General features: G+C 72.9%; 15 protein-coding genes. 4 read left to right on the forward strand and 11 right to left on the reverse strand.

Translation table 11 applies throughout. From position 1 onward, the window contains the following. The first annotated feature begins 65 nt into the window (after positions 1–65). The 4 genes from ACGFIO_RS07995 (at position 66) to ACGFIO_RS08010 (ending at position 4,347) form a co-directional block, all read left to right on the forward strand. On the forward strand, positions 66–1,055 hold the full coding sequence (locus ACGFIO_RS07995; protein WP_392823556.1) for an ABC transporter substrate-binding protein: 990 nt from the start codon (positions 66–68) through the stop codon (positions 1,053–1,055). Then, positions 1,055–1,819 (forward strand): ABC transporter permease, encoded by a 765-nt coding sequence (locus ACGFIO_RS08000; protein ID WP_392823559.1) that lies wholly within the window; start codon positions 1,055–1,057, stop codon positions 1,817–1,819. Before ACGFIO_RS07995 ends, ACGFIO_RS08000 begins: the two co-directional genes overlap by 1 nt. A 55-nt stretch (positions 1,820–1,874) precedes the next feature. Beyond that, on the forward strand, positions 1,875–3,515 hold the full coding sequence (locus tag ACGFIO_RS08005) for a BTAD domain-containing putative transcriptional regulator (protein WP_392823562.1): 1,641 nt from the start codon (positions 1,875–1,877) through the stop codon (positions 3,513–3,515). Positions 3,516–3,741: 226 nt separating this feature from the next. Next, a complete protein-coding gene (locus tag ACGFIO_RS08010) occupies positions 3,742–4,347 on the forward strand; it encodes a DNA-binding response regulator (protein ID WP_392823565.1) in 606 nt (201 codons plus the stop codon). Positions 4,348–4,360: 13 nt separating this feature from the next. On the opposite strand, the gene ACGFIO_RS08015 is transcribed toward ACGFIO_RS08010, so the two are convergent. The 11 genes from ACGFIO_RS08015 to ACGFIO_RS08065 all read right to left on the reverse strand — a co-directional run bounded on the left by ACGFIO_RS08015 (position 4,361) and on the right by ACGFIO_RS08065 (position 17,871). Continuing rightward, on the reverse strand, positions 4,361–6,160 hold the full coding sequence (locus ACGFIO_RS08015; protein WP_392823567.1) for a WD40 repeat domain-containing protein: 1,800 nt from the start codon (positions 6,158–6,160) through the stop codon (positions 4,361–4,363). A 101-nt stretch (positions 6,161–6,261) separates the two neighbouring features. Then, complete coding sequence (gene argG, locus ACGFIO_RS08020; RefSeq protein ID WP_392823569.1) at positions 6,262–7,686, reverse strand: argininosuccinate synthase; 1,425 nt, start codon at positions 7,684–7,686, stop codon at positions 6,262–6,264. Positions 7,687–7,696: 10 nt separating this feature from the next. After that, a complete protein-coding gene (locus ACGFIO_RS08025) occupies positions 7,697–8,533 on the reverse strand; it encodes a family 16 glycosylhydrolase (RefSeq protein ID WP_392823571.1) in 837 nt (278 codons plus the stop codon). Positions 8,534–8,543: 10 nt separating this feature from the next. Next, entirely contained in the window at positions 8,544–9,719 is a 1,176-nt protein-coding gene (locus ACGFIO_RS08030; protein ID WP_392823573.1) for a cytochrome P450, read from the reverse strand. Next, positions 9,713–10,831 (reverse strand): glycosyltransferase, encoded by a 1,119-nt coding sequence (locus ACGFIO_RS08035; RefSeq protein WP_392823576.1) that lies wholly within the window; start codon positions 10,829–10,831, stop codon positions 9,713–9,715. Before ACGFIO_RS08035 ends, ACGFIO_RS08030 begins: the two co-directional genes overlap by 7 nt. After that, positions 10,828–12,156 (reverse strand): GNAT family N-acetyltransferase, encoded by a 1,329-nt coding sequence (locus ACGFIO_RS08040; protein ID WP_392823579.1) that lies wholly within the window; start codon positions 12,154–12,156, stop codon positions 10,828–10,830. Before ACGFIO_RS08040 ends, ACGFIO_RS08035 begins: the two co-directional genes overlap by 4 nt. After that, on the reverse strand, positions 12,153–13,025 hold the full coding sequence (locus ACGFIO_RS08045) for a Wzz/FepE/Etk N-terminal domain-containing protein (RefSeq protein WP_392823582.1): 873 nt from the start codon (positions 13,023–13,025) through the stop codon (positions 12,153–12,155). Before ACGFIO_RS08045 ends, ACGFIO_RS08040 begins: the two co-directional genes overlap by 4 nt. After that, positions 13,022–14,167 carry a glycosyltransferase gene (locus ACGFIO_RS08050; protein WP_392823584.1) on the reverse strand — a complete coding sequence of 382 codons (1,146 nt, stop codon included), beginning with the start codon at positions 14,165–14,167 and terminating at the stop codon, positions 13,022–13,024. The genes ACGFIO_RS08045 and ACGFIO_RS08050 overlap by 4 nt, the downstream gene beginning before the upstream one ends. After that, positions 14,167–14,886 (reverse strand): polysaccharide deacetylase family protein, encoded by a 720-nt coding sequence (locus tag ACGFIO_RS08055; protein ID WP_392823586.1) that lies wholly within the window; start codon positions 14,884–14,886, stop codon positions 14,167–14,169. Before ACGFIO_RS08055 ends, ACGFIO_RS08050 begins: the two co-directional genes overlap by 1 nt. Then, complete coding sequence (locus tag ACGFIO_RS08060) at positions 14,876–16,390, reverse strand: lipid II flippase MurJ (RefSeq protein WP_392823588.1); 1,515 nt, start codon at positions 16,388–16,390, stop codon at positions 14,876–14,878. Before ACGFIO_RS08060 ends, ACGFIO_RS08055 begins: the two co-directional genes overlap by 11 nt. Continuing rightward, complete coding sequence (locus ACGFIO_RS08065) at positions 16,387–17,871, reverse strand: O-antigen ligase family protein (RefSeq protein WP_392823590.1); 1,485 nt, start codon at positions 17,869–17,871, stop codon at positions 16,387–16,389. Before ACGFIO_RS08065 ends, ACGFIO_RS08060 begins: the two co-directional genes overlap by 4 nt.

A 17,871-nucleotide genomic window follows, 5' to 3' on the forward strand; every position in this document is an offset into this window, starting at 1 on the left:
CAATGATCACTATCTGGGCGCAGGAGATCAATTTCGTGACGAGGTTGAGCCGCATTGTTGGCGCCATGATCACGGTAACCGCGCTGATCTTGGCTGCGGGTTGCTCCGATTCGAACGACAAGAAAGATCGGCCGGGCCAGCCGGAAAAGGTGACCTATCTGACCGGCGCCGGCATTCTCGGCCGCGAGAGTTATGTGTACGTGGCCATGGAGAAGGGCTATTTCCGCGACGCCGGTTTCGAGGTCGAGGTCAAGCCCGGCATCGGCACCGAGAACAACCTCAAGCTGCTCCAGTCCGGCGCGGTCGACTTCGCGGTGGTCGACATCACCGCGGCCCTGATCGCCTACGGCAAGGGCACGTTCCGGGACTTCACTGTGGTCAGCGCGATCCAGCAGCGCAATCTGGCCTGCTTCATGGCCCTGTCCGGCAGCGGCATCAGCACGCCCAAGGACCTGGAGGGCAAAAGGATCGCCTACATCCAGGGCGGCATCGTGAAGACCCTGTTCGACACCTATGCCAAGCTGGCCGGTGTGGACGCGACCAAGGTCACCTGGGTTCAGATGCAGCCACAAGATCTGGTCAAGGGCCTCGGCTCCGGCTCGGTCGACGCCGCCACCCAGTTCGTGGTGGGCAAGCCGCAGGTCGAGCAGGTGGCCCAGCAGAAGGGCCAGCAGGCGGTGGTGCTGCCGTTCAGCGATCAGCTGGTCGACCTGTACGGCAACGGGCTCGGCGTGAGCCGCAAGGCGATCACCGGCGACCCGGATCGGGTCAAGCGCTTCAACGCCGCGATGCTGGAGGGCCTGCGATACGCCCTCGACCACCCGGACGAGGCCGGCCTGATCTACACCAAATACCAGAAGACCCAGCCGCAGCCGGTCGCGACGGCCGAGATGAGACTGATGGTCCCGTACGCCAAGGCCGGCAGCGCCCCGGTCGGCCGGCTCGACGAGCAGAAGATCACCCGGAACATCGCCGCGCTGCAGGGCGGCGGCGCGATCCCGGCCACGATCAACCCGAGGGACATCATCAACTTCGACTACGTGCCCGCGAGCTGATGCGGCGCGCCCCCGGTCCGCTGTGGTCCGCCGGCCTGGCCATCGGCGGCGCCACCCTCGCGGTCGGGGCGTGGTGGCTGGCGATCATCGTCTTCCGGATCGAGTCGTTTCTGATCCCGACCCCGGCCCAGGTCGCCGGCGCGATCGCCCGCGAGTGGTCCTACCTGCTGCGGAACGCGTTGATCACGTTGTCCGAGACCGGGCAGGGCTTCGGCTGGTCGGTGCTGATCGGGGTGGCGTTCGGCGCGCTGCTGGCCGGGTCGAGCCTGATCGAGCGGGCCTTCATGCCCACGCTGGTGGCGCTGAACGCGGTGCCCAAGCTGGCCTTCGCCCCGCTGCTGGTGGTCTGGCTGGGCTTCGACCAGGGCCCGAAGGTGATCCTGGTCGTGCTGATGTGCGCCTTCCCGATCGTGCTGGCCACCAGCGCCGGCCTCGCGTCGACCCCGGCCGACCTGGCCGAGCTGGCCCGGTCGCTGACCGCCTCGCGATGGCAGACGTTCTGGCGCATCCGGCTGCCCGGGGCATTGCCGCAGGTCTTCGTCGGCCTCAAGGTCGCGATGCCGCTGGCGGTGATCGGCGCGCTGGTCGGCGAGCTGTTCGGGTCGGCCGAGGGGCTCGGCTTCGTGATCCAGAACTCGGGGTCGGACATCGGCCTCGGTTTCGCCGCGATCGCCCTGCTGTCGGTGCTGAGCATCGTGCTCTTCTATCTGGTCGTGCTGATCGAGCGGCTGGCCCTGCCCTGGGTCCGGGACACCACCGGCTGATTGTTCAACAACTTGTCGATGGTCACGGAAGACTTGATCCGGCACTCTGTACACGATGGACTCTTCCGTGGACGCTGAGCGGTTCCGGGCCGCCCTGGCGGTCGCGACGGCGCTGACCGACCCCGAGGAACGCGCCGCCCAGCTCGACCGCGTGCTGACGCTGTGGCAGGGCCGCACCGGCATCGACCCCGCCGAGTGGCTGCACGCCGTCGCCGCGCGGTGGTCCACCGAGATCGACCGGGAGCGGCCGGGCGCCGCGATCGGCCCGCTGACCACGCTGGTGGCCGACCACCCGCGGCGGGAAGACCTGCTCATCCTGCTGATCCGCGCGCTGCATCGGGCCGGGCGCCCGGGTGACGCGCTGGAGGTGTACCGGCGGGCACGGACCCGGCTGGTCGAGGAGTTCGGCATCGAGCCCGGACCGGACCTGCACCGGTTGCAGGAGGCGGTGCTGCGCGGCGATCCCGATCCGCTGCCGGTGGCCGATCCGGCGGCGCGGCCGGCCGGCGGGTTCGTCGGGCGCGAGGCGGCGCTGGCCGAGCTCGACACGCTGCGCGGCGGCACGATCGGCGTGATCGGCGGTCCGGCCGGGGTGGGCAAGACCGCGGTGGCGGTACGCTGGGCCGCCCTCGCCCGGCACCGGTTCCCGGACGGGCACCTCGTGCTCGACCTGCGCGGCGCCGGCCCGGGCCGGCCGCTGAGCACCACCGAGGCACTGTCCCGCATGCTGCGGGCGCTCGGCGTCGCGCCGGCCCGGATCCCGGTCGAGGTGGGTGAGGCGGCCGCCACCTACCGCGCCCGGATGGCCGGCTGCCGCCTCGTGCTGATCCTGGACAACGCCGCCGGCGCCGAGCAGGTGCGCCCGCTGCTGCCGGGCAGCCCGCGCAGCGTGGTCGTGGTGACCGGCCGCGATCGGCTGAGTGGGCTGGTCGCGATCGAGGGCGCGCACCGCATCGTGCTGCCGCCGCTGACCCACCGCGAGGCGTGCGACGTGATCGACGGGGCCGCGGACGACCTGATCCGGGCCTGCGGACGGCTTCCGCTCGCGTTGCGGATCGCCGCCGGGCCGGCGCGGCGGCGACCGGTGGCGGGAATCAGAACGGACGGCGGAACGGGAGGCGGGACGGAAGCCGGGCCGGTGGCGTGGGCGTTCGGGTTCGCGTACGACCATCTCGATCGGACCGCCGCGGCCACCCTGCGCATGCTCGCCCTCGCCCCGGACGGCGTCGTCACGCTGCCGATGGCCGCCGCGCTGACCGGCCGGCCGCCCGCCGACGTGATCGCCTGCCTGGGCGAGCTGACCGACGCCCACCTGCTGGAACAGGACGGCGACCAGTGGCGGATACACGACCTGGTCGCCGCCCAAGCCCGGGACCGCCTGGCCGCCGAGACACCCGAACCCGAGCGCACCGAGGCCGCCGCGCGACTCCTGGACTGGCATCTGGACACTTCGGACAGTGATCAGCGGCGGATCGGGCCGGCGATCTACCGCGCGGCGTTGCGGGCGGCCGAGCGGCGCGGCGAGACGCGGCGGCTCGGCGTACTGCTGAATCATCTCGCGGTGGCCCTCACCGACGCCGGTGAACCGGCCGAGGCCCGCGAGCACCTGGATCGCGCCCTGGCCCTGCACCGGAGGCACGGTGACCTCGCCGGGGAGGCCGAGACGGCTCGTTTGCGTGGGCTACTCGGCGCTTGACGGCCGATCGGTTCTGTCAGTTTGCCGTCCCACGTTCGGCCAGGCTTCCGGGCCCGAACCGCCCGCAACGATCTTGCATTGATCCACACTGATGCGTGCTGACCTGCGAGTACAGGGCGATTGCCAAGGGCGCAAGGGGTTGTTCAGCCCCCGAGCGAAGGACTGTCCACGATGTGCTCGCACCCACTAACGTGCCAGGCAGGCGGCGATCGGGCGAGGTGATCTGATGATCGGGCTCCTGGTGGTACGGGACACCGGTTATTACGGTGTTCCGGTTCGGCAGTTGCTCAATGCTCAGGCCGACATCGAGGTGCTCGGCACCATTCCGTTCGACACCGACCTGGTCGGCAGGGCCGCCACCCTGTCACCGCGGGTGATCGTGATCGACACGGAGTACATGGTCAGCCAGGTGCTCCCGGTCGCCGCCGAAGTCCGCGCCGCGCTGCCCTCCTGCTCGGTGCTGATGCTCTGCGACCCGAGCAAACGCGGCATGCTCCCGCCCCGGCGCCGGGCCCGCGACCTCAGCTTCCTGCTCAAGGACGCCTCGGAGACGCTGCTGGCCGACTCGGTGCGGCGGCTGGCCGCGGGCGAGCGGATCGTCCACCCACGACTCCAGACCGCGTCGCTGACCACCGACCGTGAGCTGAGCACCCGCGAGCTGGAGGTGCTCGGGCTGGCCGCGGAGGGCGAGTCGGTGTCCGACATCGCGGAACGCCTCTACCTCTCCGGCGGCACGGTCCGTAACTACCTGTCAACGGTCATCTCCAAGACCGGGGCCCGCAACCGCCTCGACGCCATCCGCATCGTCCGCAAGAACGGCTGGCTGCATTGATCGGCCGGCTGCGTCAAGCGGGCGGGGTCACGCGGGCCACGTCGCTGCCGAAGCCCACGACCAGGTCGCCGTCGCCGGTCACGGCCATCGGCCCAGGCCGGCGCGGCAGGGTGATCGGCGGCGCGACCGGACGGCCGGTCTCCAGGTCGAGCAGGGTCACGGTGCGGTCGGCCCGTGCGACGTACATCTGCGGCCACGATCGCTCCACCACCCCGGTGAGGTCGGCGGGGCCGGGCACGACCGGCCCGAACAGCTCGCCGGCCAGGGTCCAGGCCCGCAGCAGGCGCCCGGTGGACACGATCACCCGCTCGCCGGCCAGCGCGTGCACGACCACGTCGTCGCCGGCCGGTGGGAGCTCGATCGGCGGCGCGACCAGATCATCGAGATCGATCAAGGTCAGGGGCTGGGTGTACGAGGACAGCGCCGCGTACGCCCGCCCGCCGATCACCCCGGTCACGAACCCGGTGACCTTCGACCGCACCTCGGTCCGGACCTGGCCCACCAGGACGCCGTCGGAGCGCCGCCAGAGCTTGAGCATCTGGCCCGGCCCGAACGTGACCAGCGCGTCGCCGAACGGGAGCACGCCGTACACGAGCTTGACGTGGGCCTGAACCGCCGGCCCGTCCTGCTCACCGGTGGTCACGTTCCACCGCCGCAGCTTCCCGTCGCTGACCCGGTGGGCCGTCCCGGCGCCGGTGACGGCCCGGATCTGCCCAGCGTCCGTCCAGGCGGCGAGCACCCCGGTGAAGTTGACGCCGGTCGCCCGCGGCGGCGTCAGCATCCGGTCGCCGGAACGGGCCAGAATCGTCCCGCCCTCGTCCACGCTGACCACCACGTCGCCCCGATCGATCAGGGCCAGGGCGCTGATCCGCTGCTCGTGACCCGGTCCCCGCTCGACCGGCCGGTCGAGGTCCCACAGGGCGACCACCCCGTCGTACGCCGAGGCGGTGAGCAGCACCTCGCGCCCCGCCCAGCGCACCGCCCGCAGCTCGGCGTGACCGACCGGACCGGCGATCGGGACTCCGCCGGGCCACAGGTGGACGCGCCAGGCCGTGGCGACGGCCACGACACCGCCGACCGCGGCCAGGACCCCGGACGAGTGGCCCCAGATCAGCATCGGCGACTCCGCCACCCGATGATGCGCCTCCACGACCGGACCGAGCAGCTCACCGGTCGCCGGGTCGAACGTCGCGATCGTGTCGAAGCCGTAGGTGACGGTCACCCGGTCGCGGCCGTCGACCACGGCCAGGGCGACGGTCCTGACCCGGGGCAGGTGCGGCTGACGCAGCCGGTCGGGGTCCAGGGCGGCTGGCGTTCGCAGCGGCAACCGGGTGCCGTCCCGCGGATCCCACTGCGCCAGGCCCTCGTCGCCGCCGGTCAGCAGCACGACCTTCCCGTCAGCGCGGCGGCCGGACCAGATCGGGAAACGCTTGTGGTCGTCCAGCCGCCCCAGGTCGGCGCCGTCCGGCAGCGACCAGCGCCGCACGTCGCCCCTCGGGCCCTGGGTCACGGCGATCAGCCGCGCGCCGTCCGGCACCAGGTGCAGGTCGTGGGCCCGGTGATCGCCGAGCAGCACCGTCGCCACGATCCGCCGCCCGGCCACGCTCCACACCCGCAAGGCCACGCCGTCCTCGATGGTGACCAGCACCGGCTCGCCGTCGAGCACACCGAAGGCCATCCGGCCGGCCCAGTTGCCGGCGGGTAGTTCGGTCACCTCGCCGGAGACCACGTCCCAGACCCGGAGGCGCGGCGCGGCATCCTCTTTCACGCAGACCGCCAGCAGCGGCCGCCGGTCGTCGTCGTGCCAGGCCACGCTGGTCGGATGCCGGTGCGCAGCAGCTTGACCAGCCGGGGATCGCGGTCCGTGGCACTGGCCCAGGCCACCCGCCACGGACCGCGGTCGATGTCCATCGGCTAGTCGGTGCCGGACTCCAGGGCGGCGCGGTCCAGGGCGTCCGGGTCGACCGGCACGTCCTCGCCGGCCTCGCTGTGCCGGGCGATCGCCGCGGCGCCACCGGCCGCCAGCTCGCCGATCAGGCCGTTGCCGGGCTGCAGCTGACCGTGCGACGCGTACTGTTCGAGCATGCTGCGCGAGTCCGCGATGTCGAGGTTGCGCATGGTCAGCTGGCCGATGCGGTCGTCCGGCCCGAACGCCGGGTAGTGGCTGCGCTCCATCGACAGCTTCTCGGGGTGGTAGCTGAGCAGCGGCCCGGTGGTGTCCAGGATCGAATAATCCTGACCGCGGCGCAGGCGCAGGGTGACAGTGCCGGTGATCGGGTAGCCGATCCACCGCTGCATGCTCTCGCGCAGCATCAGCGCCTGCGGGTCGAACCAGCGGCCCTCGTAGAGCAACCGGCCGAGGCGGCGGCCCTCGGTGTGGTACATGGCCACCGTGTCCTCGTTGTGGATGGCGTTGAGCAGGCGTTCGTACGCGATGTGCAGCAACGCCATGCCCGGCGCCTCGTAGATGCCGCGGCTCTTGGCCTCGATGATGCGGTTCTCGATCTGGTCGGACATGCCCAGCCCGTGCCGGCCACCGATCTGGTTGGCCTCGTGCACCAGGTCGACCGGCGAATCGAACGAGCGGCCGTTCAACGACACCGGCCGGCCGTGCTCGAACGCGACGGTGACGTCCTCGGCGGCGATCTCGACCGCGGGATCCCAGAACCGGACGCCCATGATCGGGTCGACGATCTCGACCGACGTGTCCAGGTGCTCGAGCCGCTTGGCCTCGTGGGTGGCACCCCAGATGTTGGCGTCGGTGGAGTACGCCTTCTCCTGCGCGTCCCGGTAGGGCAGGTCGCGCTGGCTCAGCCAGGCCGACATCTCGTGCCGCCCGCCCAGCTCGGCGACGAACTGCTCGTCCAGCCACGGCTTGTAGATCCGCAGGACGGGGTTGGCCAGCAGGCCGTAGCGGTAGAACCGCTCGATGTCGTTCCCCTTGAAGGTGGAACCGTCGCCCCAGATCGAGATGTCGTCGGAGCGCATCGCCTGCACCAGCATGGTGCCGACCACGGCCCGGCCCAGCGGCGTGGTGTTGAAGTAGGCCTGACCACCGGACCGGATGTGGAAGGCCCCACAGGCCAGCGCGGCCAGCCCCTCCTCGACCAGCGCGGTGCGGCAGTCGACCAGGCGGGCGTTCTCGGCGCCGTAGGTCAGGGCGCGGCCGGGCACGTCGCTGAGGTCGGGTTCGTCGTACTGGCCGACGTCGGCCGTGTACGAATACGGGACCGCGCCGCGCTCGCGCATCCAGGCCACCGCGACGGACGTGTCCAGACCGCCGGAGAAGGCGATTCCGATGCGTTCCCCGACCGGTAGCTTCCTGAGGACCTTCGACATGCTGATCAGCCTAGGGGCTGCCCTCTCCCGGCCTCTGCCAGGCCCTGATGTAGTCCACGTGTTTGGACGCGACGCTCGTACCCGCCGCCGGTGGGATCTTGGAGTAGACCGCGAGGTTGGAGATGATGTTGGTCGGGCCGTCCGAGGTCGCCGGGGACGAGCACACCTGCATGCCGTCGACGTACCAGGTGGTGCCGGACGGCTCGACGGCCACGCCGTAGGTGTGCCAGTCGCCGCTCGGGTCGAAGTCGGGCCGGAACTCGCAGCGGGCGCGCGGGCCGGAGTACTGCGTGCCGTAGAGCCGGCCGTGGTTGTCGGAGTAGAACTCGTACACGTCGGTCTCGGTGTGCCGGTCGACCCCGCGCGCCTGCCAGGTCCAGAAGGCCGGCCAGAAGCCCCGGGCCGAGGGGAGCACCGACCGCTCCTCGAGGTAGCCGTACTGGAACCGGTACGAGGGCGCGCTGCTGATCAGGCACGACGTCCACGCGTAGCGGGTGCCGCCGGGCGAGGTCACCGGCTGCCGGCGGGCGACCATGACCAGCACGTTCTCCCGGACCTGGCAGTTCGCCGCCTGGTTCCACTCGAGCTGCTGGTTGCCGGGGTTGCCGCGGCCCGCGTCGGGTTCGGCCGTCGAGTGGTCGTCCCAGCGGCTCCGGTCCAGCGTGCTGCCGGCGAACTCGTCGCTGAAGACGAGTTCCCAGCCGGCGCCCTGACCGACCGGCAGCGGCGGGCCGTCGTTCGGGCCGGACGACGCGGGTGGCGGGGGCGCCGGGACCGGTTCGGCGGCCGGAGTCGGACTGCTGCACGCGGTCAGCAGCACCACGGCGGCGAGGAGCACGCGGCGCATCGGGACCCCCTCAGAACGTGAACGGCAGACGAGCGATCCGGTTGTCGAAGCTCGACGGCGCCATCTCGGCCGCGCCGGTCGCGCGGATCGCCGGCATCCGGGCCAGCAGTTCGCGGAAGATCGCCGTGATCTCCTGCCGGGCCAACGAGGTACCGAGGCAGAAGTGCGGCCCGCCGCCACCGAATCCCACGTGCGGGTTCGGGCTCCGGGTGACGTCGAAGGCGTCCGGGTCGCCGAACACCGCCTCGTCCCGGTTGGCCGACGAATAGAACAGCATCACGTCCTCGCCCGCTTTCACCACGGTGCCCTCGAACGAGTGGTCGCGGGCCAGGGTGCGGCGGAACTGGATGATCGGCGAGCTGTGCCGCACCACCTCCTCGACGAAGCCGGCGCCGTGCCCGGCGAAGTCGGCCAGCAGCAGCGCCCGCTGATCCGGGTGCTCGGTGAGTAGCCGCAGCCCGTGCGCGATCGTGTTGCGGGTCGTCTCCACCCCGGCGACCAGCAGCAGCGAGAAGAACGAGCCCAGTTCGCGGGCGTTCAGGCCGGCGCCGGCCAGCGCCGAGATCAGGTCGTCGGCCGGCTCGCGGCGGCGCTGCCGGGCCACCTCGGCCACGACCAGGTGCAGACGGGCCAGGGCACGCAGATTCTTCCCGGGTACGCGCAGCCGCCCGCCGGTCCGCTCGGTGGTGTGATCCACCTGCGCCCGCACCTCGGGCCGGTACGACTCCGGGATGCCCATCATGTCGCAGATCACCGCGAACGGCAGCCGCCCCGCCACCGCCTCGACGAAGTCGCCGGGCCGCCGCTCGCGCACGTCCTCGGCGATCCGCGCGGCCAGGTCGGTGACGTCGCCGGCGATCCGGCTGACCACGCGCGGGGTGAACGCCTTGCTCACCACGCCGCGCAGCCGGGAGTGCCGCGGGTCGTCCAGGTTCACCATCGAGTCACCGAACACGGCCCGCACCCAGCGCGGCGGCCGCGGCGTCGTGACACCGGTACCGCTGAGGAAGACGTCACCCCGCCGGCTCGCCTCGACCACGTGCGCGTGCCTGGTCAAGGCCCAGAAATCCCCGAACTTCCGCGGTACGCCCAGAGCCCGCAACTCGCGGAACGCGGCCAGCCGTTCCCCCTCGGGCAGCCGCCAGAACCCCGGGTCGGCCAGGTCGTACGCGAACGTGGTCACCATGCCGCGAACTCCTTCCGGCCGCGCAGCACCGCGGTCGTCTCGGCGGCCAGCCGGTCGAAGGTCAGCCGCAGGTCGAATCGGGCGGCGTGCCGGGCCGCCGCCGCGCTCTCCCGCCGCAGCAGGTACGGGCTGGTCAGCCGCTCGGCCACCGCCCCGGCCAGGGCAACCGGATCCTCGGCCGGCACCCGGGCGCCGACGTCGGGCGCGACCACCTCGGCCAGCCCCGGGATGTCACTCACGACCACCCCGCGCCCCCGGGCGAACGCCTCCAGCACGGTCAGCGCCAGCCCTTCCCAGCGCGAGGGCAGCACGACCAGGTCGGCCGCGGCCAGCCACGGGCGGACGTCGGTGCTCGCCCCCGCGTACCGCACGCCCGGGACGCTCCGGTCCCGCAGAGCCGGCAGCAGATCGCCGTCTCCGACCACCGCCAGCCGCGCTTCCGGGCACCGCCGCCGCACCTCCGGCCACGCCGCGAGGAGAACGTCCTGCCCCTTCTGCCGGGTGACCCGCCCGACACACACCGCCAGCGGCGCGATCAGATCCAGCCCGAGCGCACGCCGAGCGTCCGCGCGGTCCTTCTCGGTCGCCGACCGGAACCGCCCGAGATCGACCCCGTTGCGCACCACCGCGAACCGCCCCCGCACGCCCTGCGTTCGTCCCTCCTCGGCCTCGGCGTCACCCACGCAGAGGAAGAGGTCGGTCCAGCGGGCGGCCCGGCGTTCCCAGGCCAGCGTGGCCCGCCGCAGCGCCCCTTCGACGGCGAGCCAGGACCAGCCGTGCGGCTGGAACAGCACCGGTCGTGGCCCCCGGCCGAGCCGCCCGGCCAGCCCCGCCTTGGCCGCGTGCAGATGCAGCACGTCCGGGCGGACCCGTTCAGCGATCCGGCGCAGCCGCAACGTCTCCGGCAGCGACTCGGCCCCCGGGCCGCGGACGGCGGGCCAGCGCAGCCGCCGCACGCCCGCCCGGATCAGGTCGTCGGCCAGCCGCCCGCCGTCGGGGCAGGCGACGGCGACGTTCCAGCCGCGGGCGAGCTGGTCGAGGCAGGCGGCGAGCACATAGCCGGCCACGCCTCCCTCCCGTGGCTGGGCGACGTGCAGCACGGTGACGGTCATGGCTTCGCCGCCCCTTTGCTCTGCGCACCGGTGGTCGCCCCCGAACCGGGCGGTCCGGGCGCGCCGGCGGGCGGGGTCAGGCCTCGGGCCAGCGGTTCAGCGTTTTCCGAGCTCGCGTCGGCGATCTTGAGTTTGCTCTGCTCACCAATGGTTGCAGGGGTGCGGCGGGGGGTGAGGGTGGCGGCCAGGCCTTCGGTGCGGAGGCGGTTGCGGAGCTGGCGGATCCAGGGGGCGTGAGTCTTGAGCGAGGCGATCAGGCGGCGCCGGGCCAGGACGCCGCGCGCGTACGCGGTGCCACCCGCGCTGCCCGGGCGGACCAGCAACAGCCGCCGGTTGCGGACCTCGGACGGGCGCCAGGTCGACTTGTGGGCCTCGTCGCCGCGCAGCATGCTCATCGTCGGCCGGTCCAGCCGGTCGGCCAGGCCCAGGGCGTCGGCGAGCAGCATCGTGGTGACGTCGATCCGCCCGCGCAGCGCCGGGTCGACGCCGAACAGATAGCCGCCGACCAGGTCGTTGCCGATCAGCAGCAGGGACGAGGCCTGCAGCCGGCCGGCGAAGCGGTACTCGATCAGTGCCGCGTGACCGGACTCGATCATCGCCGTGACCGACCGGGTCAGGTGCTCGGCGAACGCCGCGGTGCGGTGGGCGGGGTTGCCGCCGCGGCCTTCCCACTGCTTCTGGTGCAGGCGCAGCAGTTCCGCCACGGCCGGACCGGCGGAGGCGGCGGGCACGGTGGTGATCTCGGGGGCAGCCTTGCGGAGCTGGTTGAGGCGGCGGCGGACGGTCTTGCGGGAGTGCGCCGGCAGCGCCGCGACCAGGTCGTCGAACGGGCCGGCGGCCAGCTCCAGGCAGAGTGAGCCGGGGGTTTCGAAGACCCGGCCGGGCCAGGCGGGTACGAGCAGCCGCGCGGTCGCCGCGCCGGGGCGGGCCTCGCCGAAGTCCATCGTGTGCCAGCCGCGGTCCCGGATCAGCGCGGTGGCCAGCACGTGGGCGGCAGCAGCGGCCTGTTCGTCGTCGAGCAGCACGTCGGTGAAATCGGTGAGGTCGCCGCCGATCGGGACCAGCACCCGCCCGCGCAGCGCGAAGGCGGCCGCGGCGACCAGCGTGCCGCCGTGCCGGACCAGGAAGACCCGGAGGGCGCCGGACCGGCCGTACGAGCGCCACCAGGAGTGCAGCCACGCGTACGACTGGAAGGGTGCTGCCCCGGCGCAGCGCGCGTGCAGGCCGTCCCAGTCGGCGGCGAGTCCGGCGAGGGCGGCGTCGCCGCGACGGATCTCCACGGACCACGCGGCGACGGCGGCGGGCTGGGCGATCGACGCGGTCATTTCTCCTCCACCCGGAACACGACGGCCCGGCCGACCACCCGGACCGGTTCCTTGCCGGGCTCGTCCGGCCGGTCGGCGGACGATTCGACCGGGGTCGCGGTGAGCACCTTCTGTTTGGCCCGGGACACCCCGGAGAAGCTGAGGATCTCGGCCGGTTCCTCGGTGTAGGGCTCGGCGACGACGGTCTCGCCGACGGGCGCGGCGGAAGCGCCGGTGGCGGAGGCGCCGGCGGTGGAGAAGACGGTGGTGGGGGAAGCGTCGGTGGTGGAGAAGACCGAGGCGGAGGAAGCGCCGGTGGTGGACGAGGCGGAGGCGGGCGAGCCGCGGCCCACTCCGGCGAGTACGGCCAGCCCGCCGATCAGCAGACCGGCGGCCGCCCCGACGGCCAGTTCCATCGGCGGCTTGGGTGAGGTCGGCCGGGCCGGTGGCGTGGCCGCGGCCAGCATCGCCAGCCCCACCCGGGTCTCGCCCTTGCGGGTGTCGCCCAGAGCGATCAGCCCGTTGGCGACCGCGTTGGCCACGGTCGCGGTGCGGTCCGGCGACGTGCCGGTGGCGGTGATCTCGATGACCGGAGCGTCCGGTGAGGTCGACGCGGTCACCCGGCTGAGGCCGGACCGGTCGGCGCCCAGGGTCTGCCCGGCGGTGGCCAGGATCGGGCCGGTGGTGGCGATGCGCCCGTACGCCTGCGCGTAGTTGAGCGCGACGATGGGTTCGGCCCCGGCGCCGATCGTGACCACGTACGCCTTGGCCGTGTAGGTCGGCGTCTTGACCGCCGCGTAGGTGGCGCCGGCCCCACCGCCGAGCGCCGTGAGCAAGAGCAGCAACCCGAAGCGGCGGACCAGCCGCCGCAGGATCTCCCGTGATTTCACCCGCGTGCTCCTTTGATCTGAACCAGGTGCGGGACCCGCCGCCGAGGGCGGGCGGCGAGCCGTTCGTAGAGGTGGCCGATGGCGGAGGACAGGACGCCGGTGTCGAAGCGGGCCACGACGTCCGGTACCGGCAGCCGGCCCCCGCCGCGTTCGGTGAGGCTGGCCAGTTCGGCCCGCAGGGTGCGGGGCAGCGCTTCCGGATAGGCCGAGAGCCGGCGGGCCCCGGGTACGCCGGGCGGGGTCAGCTCGTCCAGCGGCGGGCAGTCGGCGTAGAGGGCGGGCAGCCCGCAGGCCAGCGCCTCGAGCACGGCCAGCCCGAACGTCTCGGCGTCGGACGGCGACGCGAACACGTCCATCGCGCACAACATCTCCCGCGCGTGCCCGACGGCGCCGGCGAACACCACCCGGTGCCCGACGCCGTGCAGGTCGGCCACCTCTTCCAGGGCGGAGCGGGCCGAGCCGTCCCCGACCAGCAGCAGGGTCACGCCGGGGATCTCGGCGACGGCCCGGATCAGCCGGTCGAAGTGCTTGGCCGGTTCGAGCCGGCCGACGCCGCCGACGACCACCGCGTCCTGTGGGATGCCGAGCCGGGTCCGGGCGGCCCAGCGCAGCCGCGGGTCGAACGTGAACTCGTTCGCGTCGATTCCGTTGGGCACCACCGCGATCCGCCCGGGGCGGACACCCCACGCGCGGAGCCGGGCGGCGACCGCTTCGGAGACGGCGACGGTGGTGTGGCCGAGGCGTTCGGTGGCGCGGTAGAGCAGGCGGACGCCGAACGAGGTGGGCCGGCCTTCGATGAGGTGGTCGCCCAGCGAGTGCTCGGTGGCCACGATCGTCGGCACGCCGGCCAGCCGGGCGGCGACCCGGCCGAACAGGCAGGCGCGGTAGAGGTGGGTGTGCACCACGTCGTAGCGGCCGGCCCGGATCAGCCGGCGCAGCCGGGGCAGGGCGGTGAGGTCGTGGTTGTGCTTCATGGTGAGCTCGTGGACGGTGGTGCCGTCGGCCCGGATCGCCTCGGCCACCGGGCCCGGGTTGGACAGGGTGACCACGTCGCAGTCGTGCGGCAGCCGGCGCAGCAGCAGGCGTAGTTGGTGTTCGGCGCCGCCGGCGTTCAGCCCGGTGATGACGTGCAGGACGCGCATCAGGCCGCCCTGCCCGCGGTCAGCCGGTGCCGGGCGAGCTTGGCGTAGAGGCGCGGGGCGGCGTCCCGGTCGCCGATGAAGGTGCGCGGGATCGCGTACCGGCCGGCCACCGGGGTCGTTTGCACGGCGCAGGCGTAGTCGTAGCCGGCCGCGCGGACCGAGGCGACCTCGCGTTCACCGACCGCGCCGTACGGGTAGCAGAAGCCGCTGACCTCCTGCCCGGCGAGGTCGGTGAGTAACTCCTTGCTCAGGCGGGTCTGCAGCAGGAGGTCGTCGTCGGCCGTGGCCGGGAGCCGGATGTGGGTGAGGCTGTGCGAGCCGATCTCCATGCCGGCCGCGACCACGGTGGCCACGTCCAGGGCGGTCATCAGGTTCTTGCGCGGGCCGGGGACGTCCCACGAGTTGTGGCCGCCGAGCGAGCCGGCCACCACGTAGACGGTCGCGGTGAAGTCGTAGGAGATCAACAGCGGCAGGACTTCGCGTACGAAATCCGCGTACCCGTCGTCGAAGGTCAGACCGACCAGGCCGGAGCCGCGCCCGGCCCGCCGCGCCGCGAGCAGCTCGCGCATCGACACCCCGCGCCGGCCGCGCCGCCGCAGCCAGCGCAACTGCCGCTCGAACCGGCGCGGGCTGACGGTGACCAGGTAGGGGTCCTCGGTGTAGGGCTCGACCGAGTGGTACATCAGCACCAGGGGCATGGGTGTGAGGTCAGCGTCCACTTCGGATCCTCCGGGAAAGCTTGGCCACCACGGTGGTGGCCTCGTCGACTCCGGCCAGCCGGGCCAGCCCGGCGAAGCCGACCAGCACGACCACGCCACCGGCCACGGCGATCACGGCCGAGGGGAGGCCGGCCAGCGCGCGGCCGGTCAGCCAGCCGGCCGCGCCCGCACCGGCGGCGGCGACGCCCAAGCGCAGGACGGCCAGGCCGAGCACCTTCGCCGGCGGGGCGAACGAGCGCAGCCCGAACAGCAGCAGCACCGCGGCCGTGCTGATGCCCAGGCCGTTGGCCGCGGCGATGGCGTACGCGCCGAACGACCCCACCCCGGCCACCGCCACCACGGCGGTCACCGCCAGCCCGGCCCCCATCGCGCCGGCCGGGAACCATCGGCGTCCGGTGCCCGCGTAGAACGGCCGGGACAGTGCGGTGACCAGCACGTGGCCGAGCAGCCCGAGGGCGTACACGCGCATGATCCCGGCGGTGGCGGCGGTGTCGGCGGCGGTGAACTCGCCGTGTTCGAGCAGCACGTGCACGATGTGCGGGGCGAAGACGACGAGGTACGCGGCGGCCACGAAGATCAGCGCGGTGACCGTACGCAGATCGGCCTCGAGCCGCCGCCGCGCCGCCTCGGCCTGCCCCTCGGCCATCGTCCGGGCCAGCGCCGGGAAGGTGACGGTGCAGATCAGCAGGGCCACCAGCATCGGGATCTGGGCGACCTTCTGCGCGTAGTTGAGGTGCGAGATGGTGCCGGCGGCCAGCGCCGAGCCGAGGAACCGCTCGATGAAGACCTGCGCCTGCCGCAGCAGCGTGTACACCGTGATCGGCAGGAACGCGGCCAGCGACACCGTGGCCGCGCGGGAGCGCCAGTCGCGCGGAAGGCCGACGTGCCGCAGGAAGCTGGGCAGTTGCACCAGCACCATGAAGACGCTGCCCAGCGCCACCCCGGCGGCCGCACTGACCACGCCCAGCCGGCCGTGCAGCGTCCACATCAGGGTCAGGATCCCGATGTTGTACGCCAGATGGATGGCGGCCGGGGCGCCGAAGATGTTGCCGGCCCGCAGCGCCGCGCTGACGTACCCGGTGATGCCGAAGGTCAGCACCGTCACCGAGGTCAGCCGGGTGCAGGTGACGGCCAGCTCCGGGTCGGCCAGCCCGGGCGCGATCAGGTGCACCAGCCACGGCGCGCACAGGAAGGTGAGCGCGGACAGCAGGCAGAGCACCGCGAGGATCGGCGGGAACGTGGCCGCGACCACCTTCCGCGCCGACACCGCCCGGCTGAACAGCGGGATCATCAGCAGCGACATGCCGCCCTCGACGACCACGGCGAACGCGGTCTCGGGCACGGTCCACGCCACCAGGAAGGCGTCCGTGCCCCCGTCGGCGCCGAAGAACCGGGCCAGGAACAGGTCGCGGACGAACCCGAGGAGCGAGCCGGACAGCGTGACGACCAGCGTGATCATGGTCGCCTGGACGAGGGTCTTCCGGACGCGCGGGGTGGCGGTCATGACGTCTCCCGGGTTCGGGGGCGGGGGATGATGACGCGGCGGCGGACCACGATGCCGAGCAGGGTGGCCATCAGGACGGTGCTGGGGCCGGCGCCGATGTCGCCGTACATCCAGTCGATCAGCGTCCACACCATGAGGGCGGGTGCGGCCAGATCGAGAAAGCGTTCCTCATCCCCACCCCACCCCCAGTGGTAGCCCCGAGCGGTGTCCGGGGCCCGGTCGCCGCTCGGGGCTACCACTGGGGGTTTGGGTGGTGGGCGGCGCGGGCGGACGGCTCCCACGGCCAGGGTCACGAGCAGGCTGCCGAAGGCGACGATGCCGATCGTGCCCTGTTCGCTGAGCACCATCAGGTACTGGTTGTGGGGCGACATCAGGGCCTGGCGCGTCACGCCGGAGCCGGCGTCGCCGACGTCGCTGCCGGCCGACAGCTCCACACTGGCGTAGCTGTCCCGGTAGGCGACGAAGTCCTTCATGCCGACGCCGGTCACCGGATGGTCGGCCCAGATCGCGCGGGCCGCCGCCCACAGGGCGTACCGGTCGCGGACCGACTGGTCGGGCGCGCTGCCCACCGCGACGATGCTGGTCAGTCGCTGGTCGAGGCGGCTGCCGGACGGGTCGCCGCCCGATCCGGCCGACCACATGAGAATGGCGGCCCCGAGGACCGCCATCACGCCGAGGAACGCCGCCGCGCGCCAGTGCCAGGCGAACAGCAGCATGAGCACGGCGGCGGCGGTGGCGATCCAGGCGCCCCGGCTCAGGGTGAAACCCAGGGCCAGGACCAGGAATCCGCACACCGCGAGCAGACCGGAGCGGGACCGGCCGGGCCGTGCCAGGGCCAGCGCGAGGGTGATCACCAGCCCGTAGCCGACCAGGGCGGCCAGGGCCATGATCTGCTCGGCGCCGAACGTGCCGACGGCGCGGACGAACTCGCCGCCGTACGAGGCGCCGGTGCCGGAGAGGTACTGGTAGACGCCGTAGGCCCCCTCGACCACGGTGACCGCGACTATCGCGCCCGCGGTGAGCAGCACGTCGAGCCGGTCGCGCAGGGACATGGCCACCGCCACCGGCACCAGGACGAAGATCTCGGCGTACCGGATGAAGCCCACGGCCGAGGCGACCACGTCGGCGGCGATCACGGTGGCCAGGGCGAAGGAGAACAGCGCGGCGGCGAACGGCAGCCAGCCCCGCCCGGCCACGGCCCGGTCGCCGCGCAGCAGGTTGACCGCGACCACCGCGACCAGCAGGCCGGCGATCAGGTCGGCGGCGGTGATCCGGCCGTCGCCGGTGAGGTTGCCGATCTCCGGGGGCAGGCAGACCACGCCGATGCTGGCGACGATCAGGATGCTGGGCCGTTCCACGGTCTTCTGGATGGTCGCCAGCAGCACGGCCATCGGTGCCAGCAGGATCCGCTGCGGGGCGTCGAACCGGTGGCGCCGGCGTTCGGCCAGGGGCGCGGTGAGCAGGTCGTCGAGGGTGGTCAT

Source organism: Actinoplanes sp. NPDC049265 (assembly GCF_043197135.1).
In the GTDB taxonomy this organism is placed as follows: domain Bacteria; phylum Actinomycetota; class Actinomycetes; order Mycobacteriales; family Micromonosporaceae; genus Actinoplanes.

Coding starts and splice junctions, on each gene's coding strand:
- ACGFIO_RS08025 (WP_392823571.1), bottom strand. CDS start 8,533: ATGCGCCGCGTGCTCCTCGCCGCCGTGGTGCTGCTGACCGCGTGCAGC.
- ACGFIO_RS08035 (WP_392823576.1), bottom strand. CDS start 10,831: ATGACCGTCACCGTGCTGCACGTCGCCCAGCCACGGGAGGGAGGCGTG.
- ACGFIO_RS08000 (WP_392823559.1), top strand. CDS start 1,055: ATGCGGCGCGCCCCCGGTCCGCTGTGGTCCGCCGGCCTGGCCATCGGC.
- ACGFIO_RS08060 (WP_392823588.1), bottom strand. CDS start 16,390: ATGACCGCCACCCCGCGCGTCCGGAAGACCCTCGTCCAGGCGACCATG.
- ACGFIO_RS08030 (WP_392823573.1), bottom strand. CDS start 9,719: ATGGTGACCACGTTCGCGTACGACCTGGCCGACCCGGGGTTCTGGCGG.
- ACGFIO_RS08010 (WP_392823565.1), top strand. CDS start 3,742: ATGATCGGGCTCCTGGTGGTACGGGACACCGGTTATTACGGTGTTCCG.
- ACGFIO_RS08065 (WP_392823590.1), bottom strand. CDS start 17,871: ATGACCACCCTCGACGACCTGCTCACCGCGCCCCTGGCCGAACGCCGG.
- ACGFIO_RS08040 (WP_392823579.1), bottom strand. CDS start 12,156: ATGACCGCGTCGATCGCCCAGCCCGCCGCCGTCGCCGCGTGGTCCGTG.
- argG (WP_392823569.1), bottom strand. CDS start 7,686: ATGTCGAAGGTCCTCAGGAAGCTACCGGTCGGGGAACGCATCGGAATC.
- ACGFIO_RS07995 (WP_392823556.1), top strand. CDS start 66: ATGATCACGGTAACCGCGCTGATCTTGGCTGCGGGTTGCTCCGATTCG.
- ACGFIO_RS08050 (WP_392823584.1), bottom strand. CDS start 14,167: ATGCGCGTCCTGCACGTCATCACCGGGCTGAACGCCGGCGGCGCCGAA.
- ACGFIO_RS08005 (WP_392823562.1), top strand. CDS start 1,875: ATGGACTCTTCCGTGGACGCTGAGCGGTTCCGGGCCGCCCTGGCGGTC.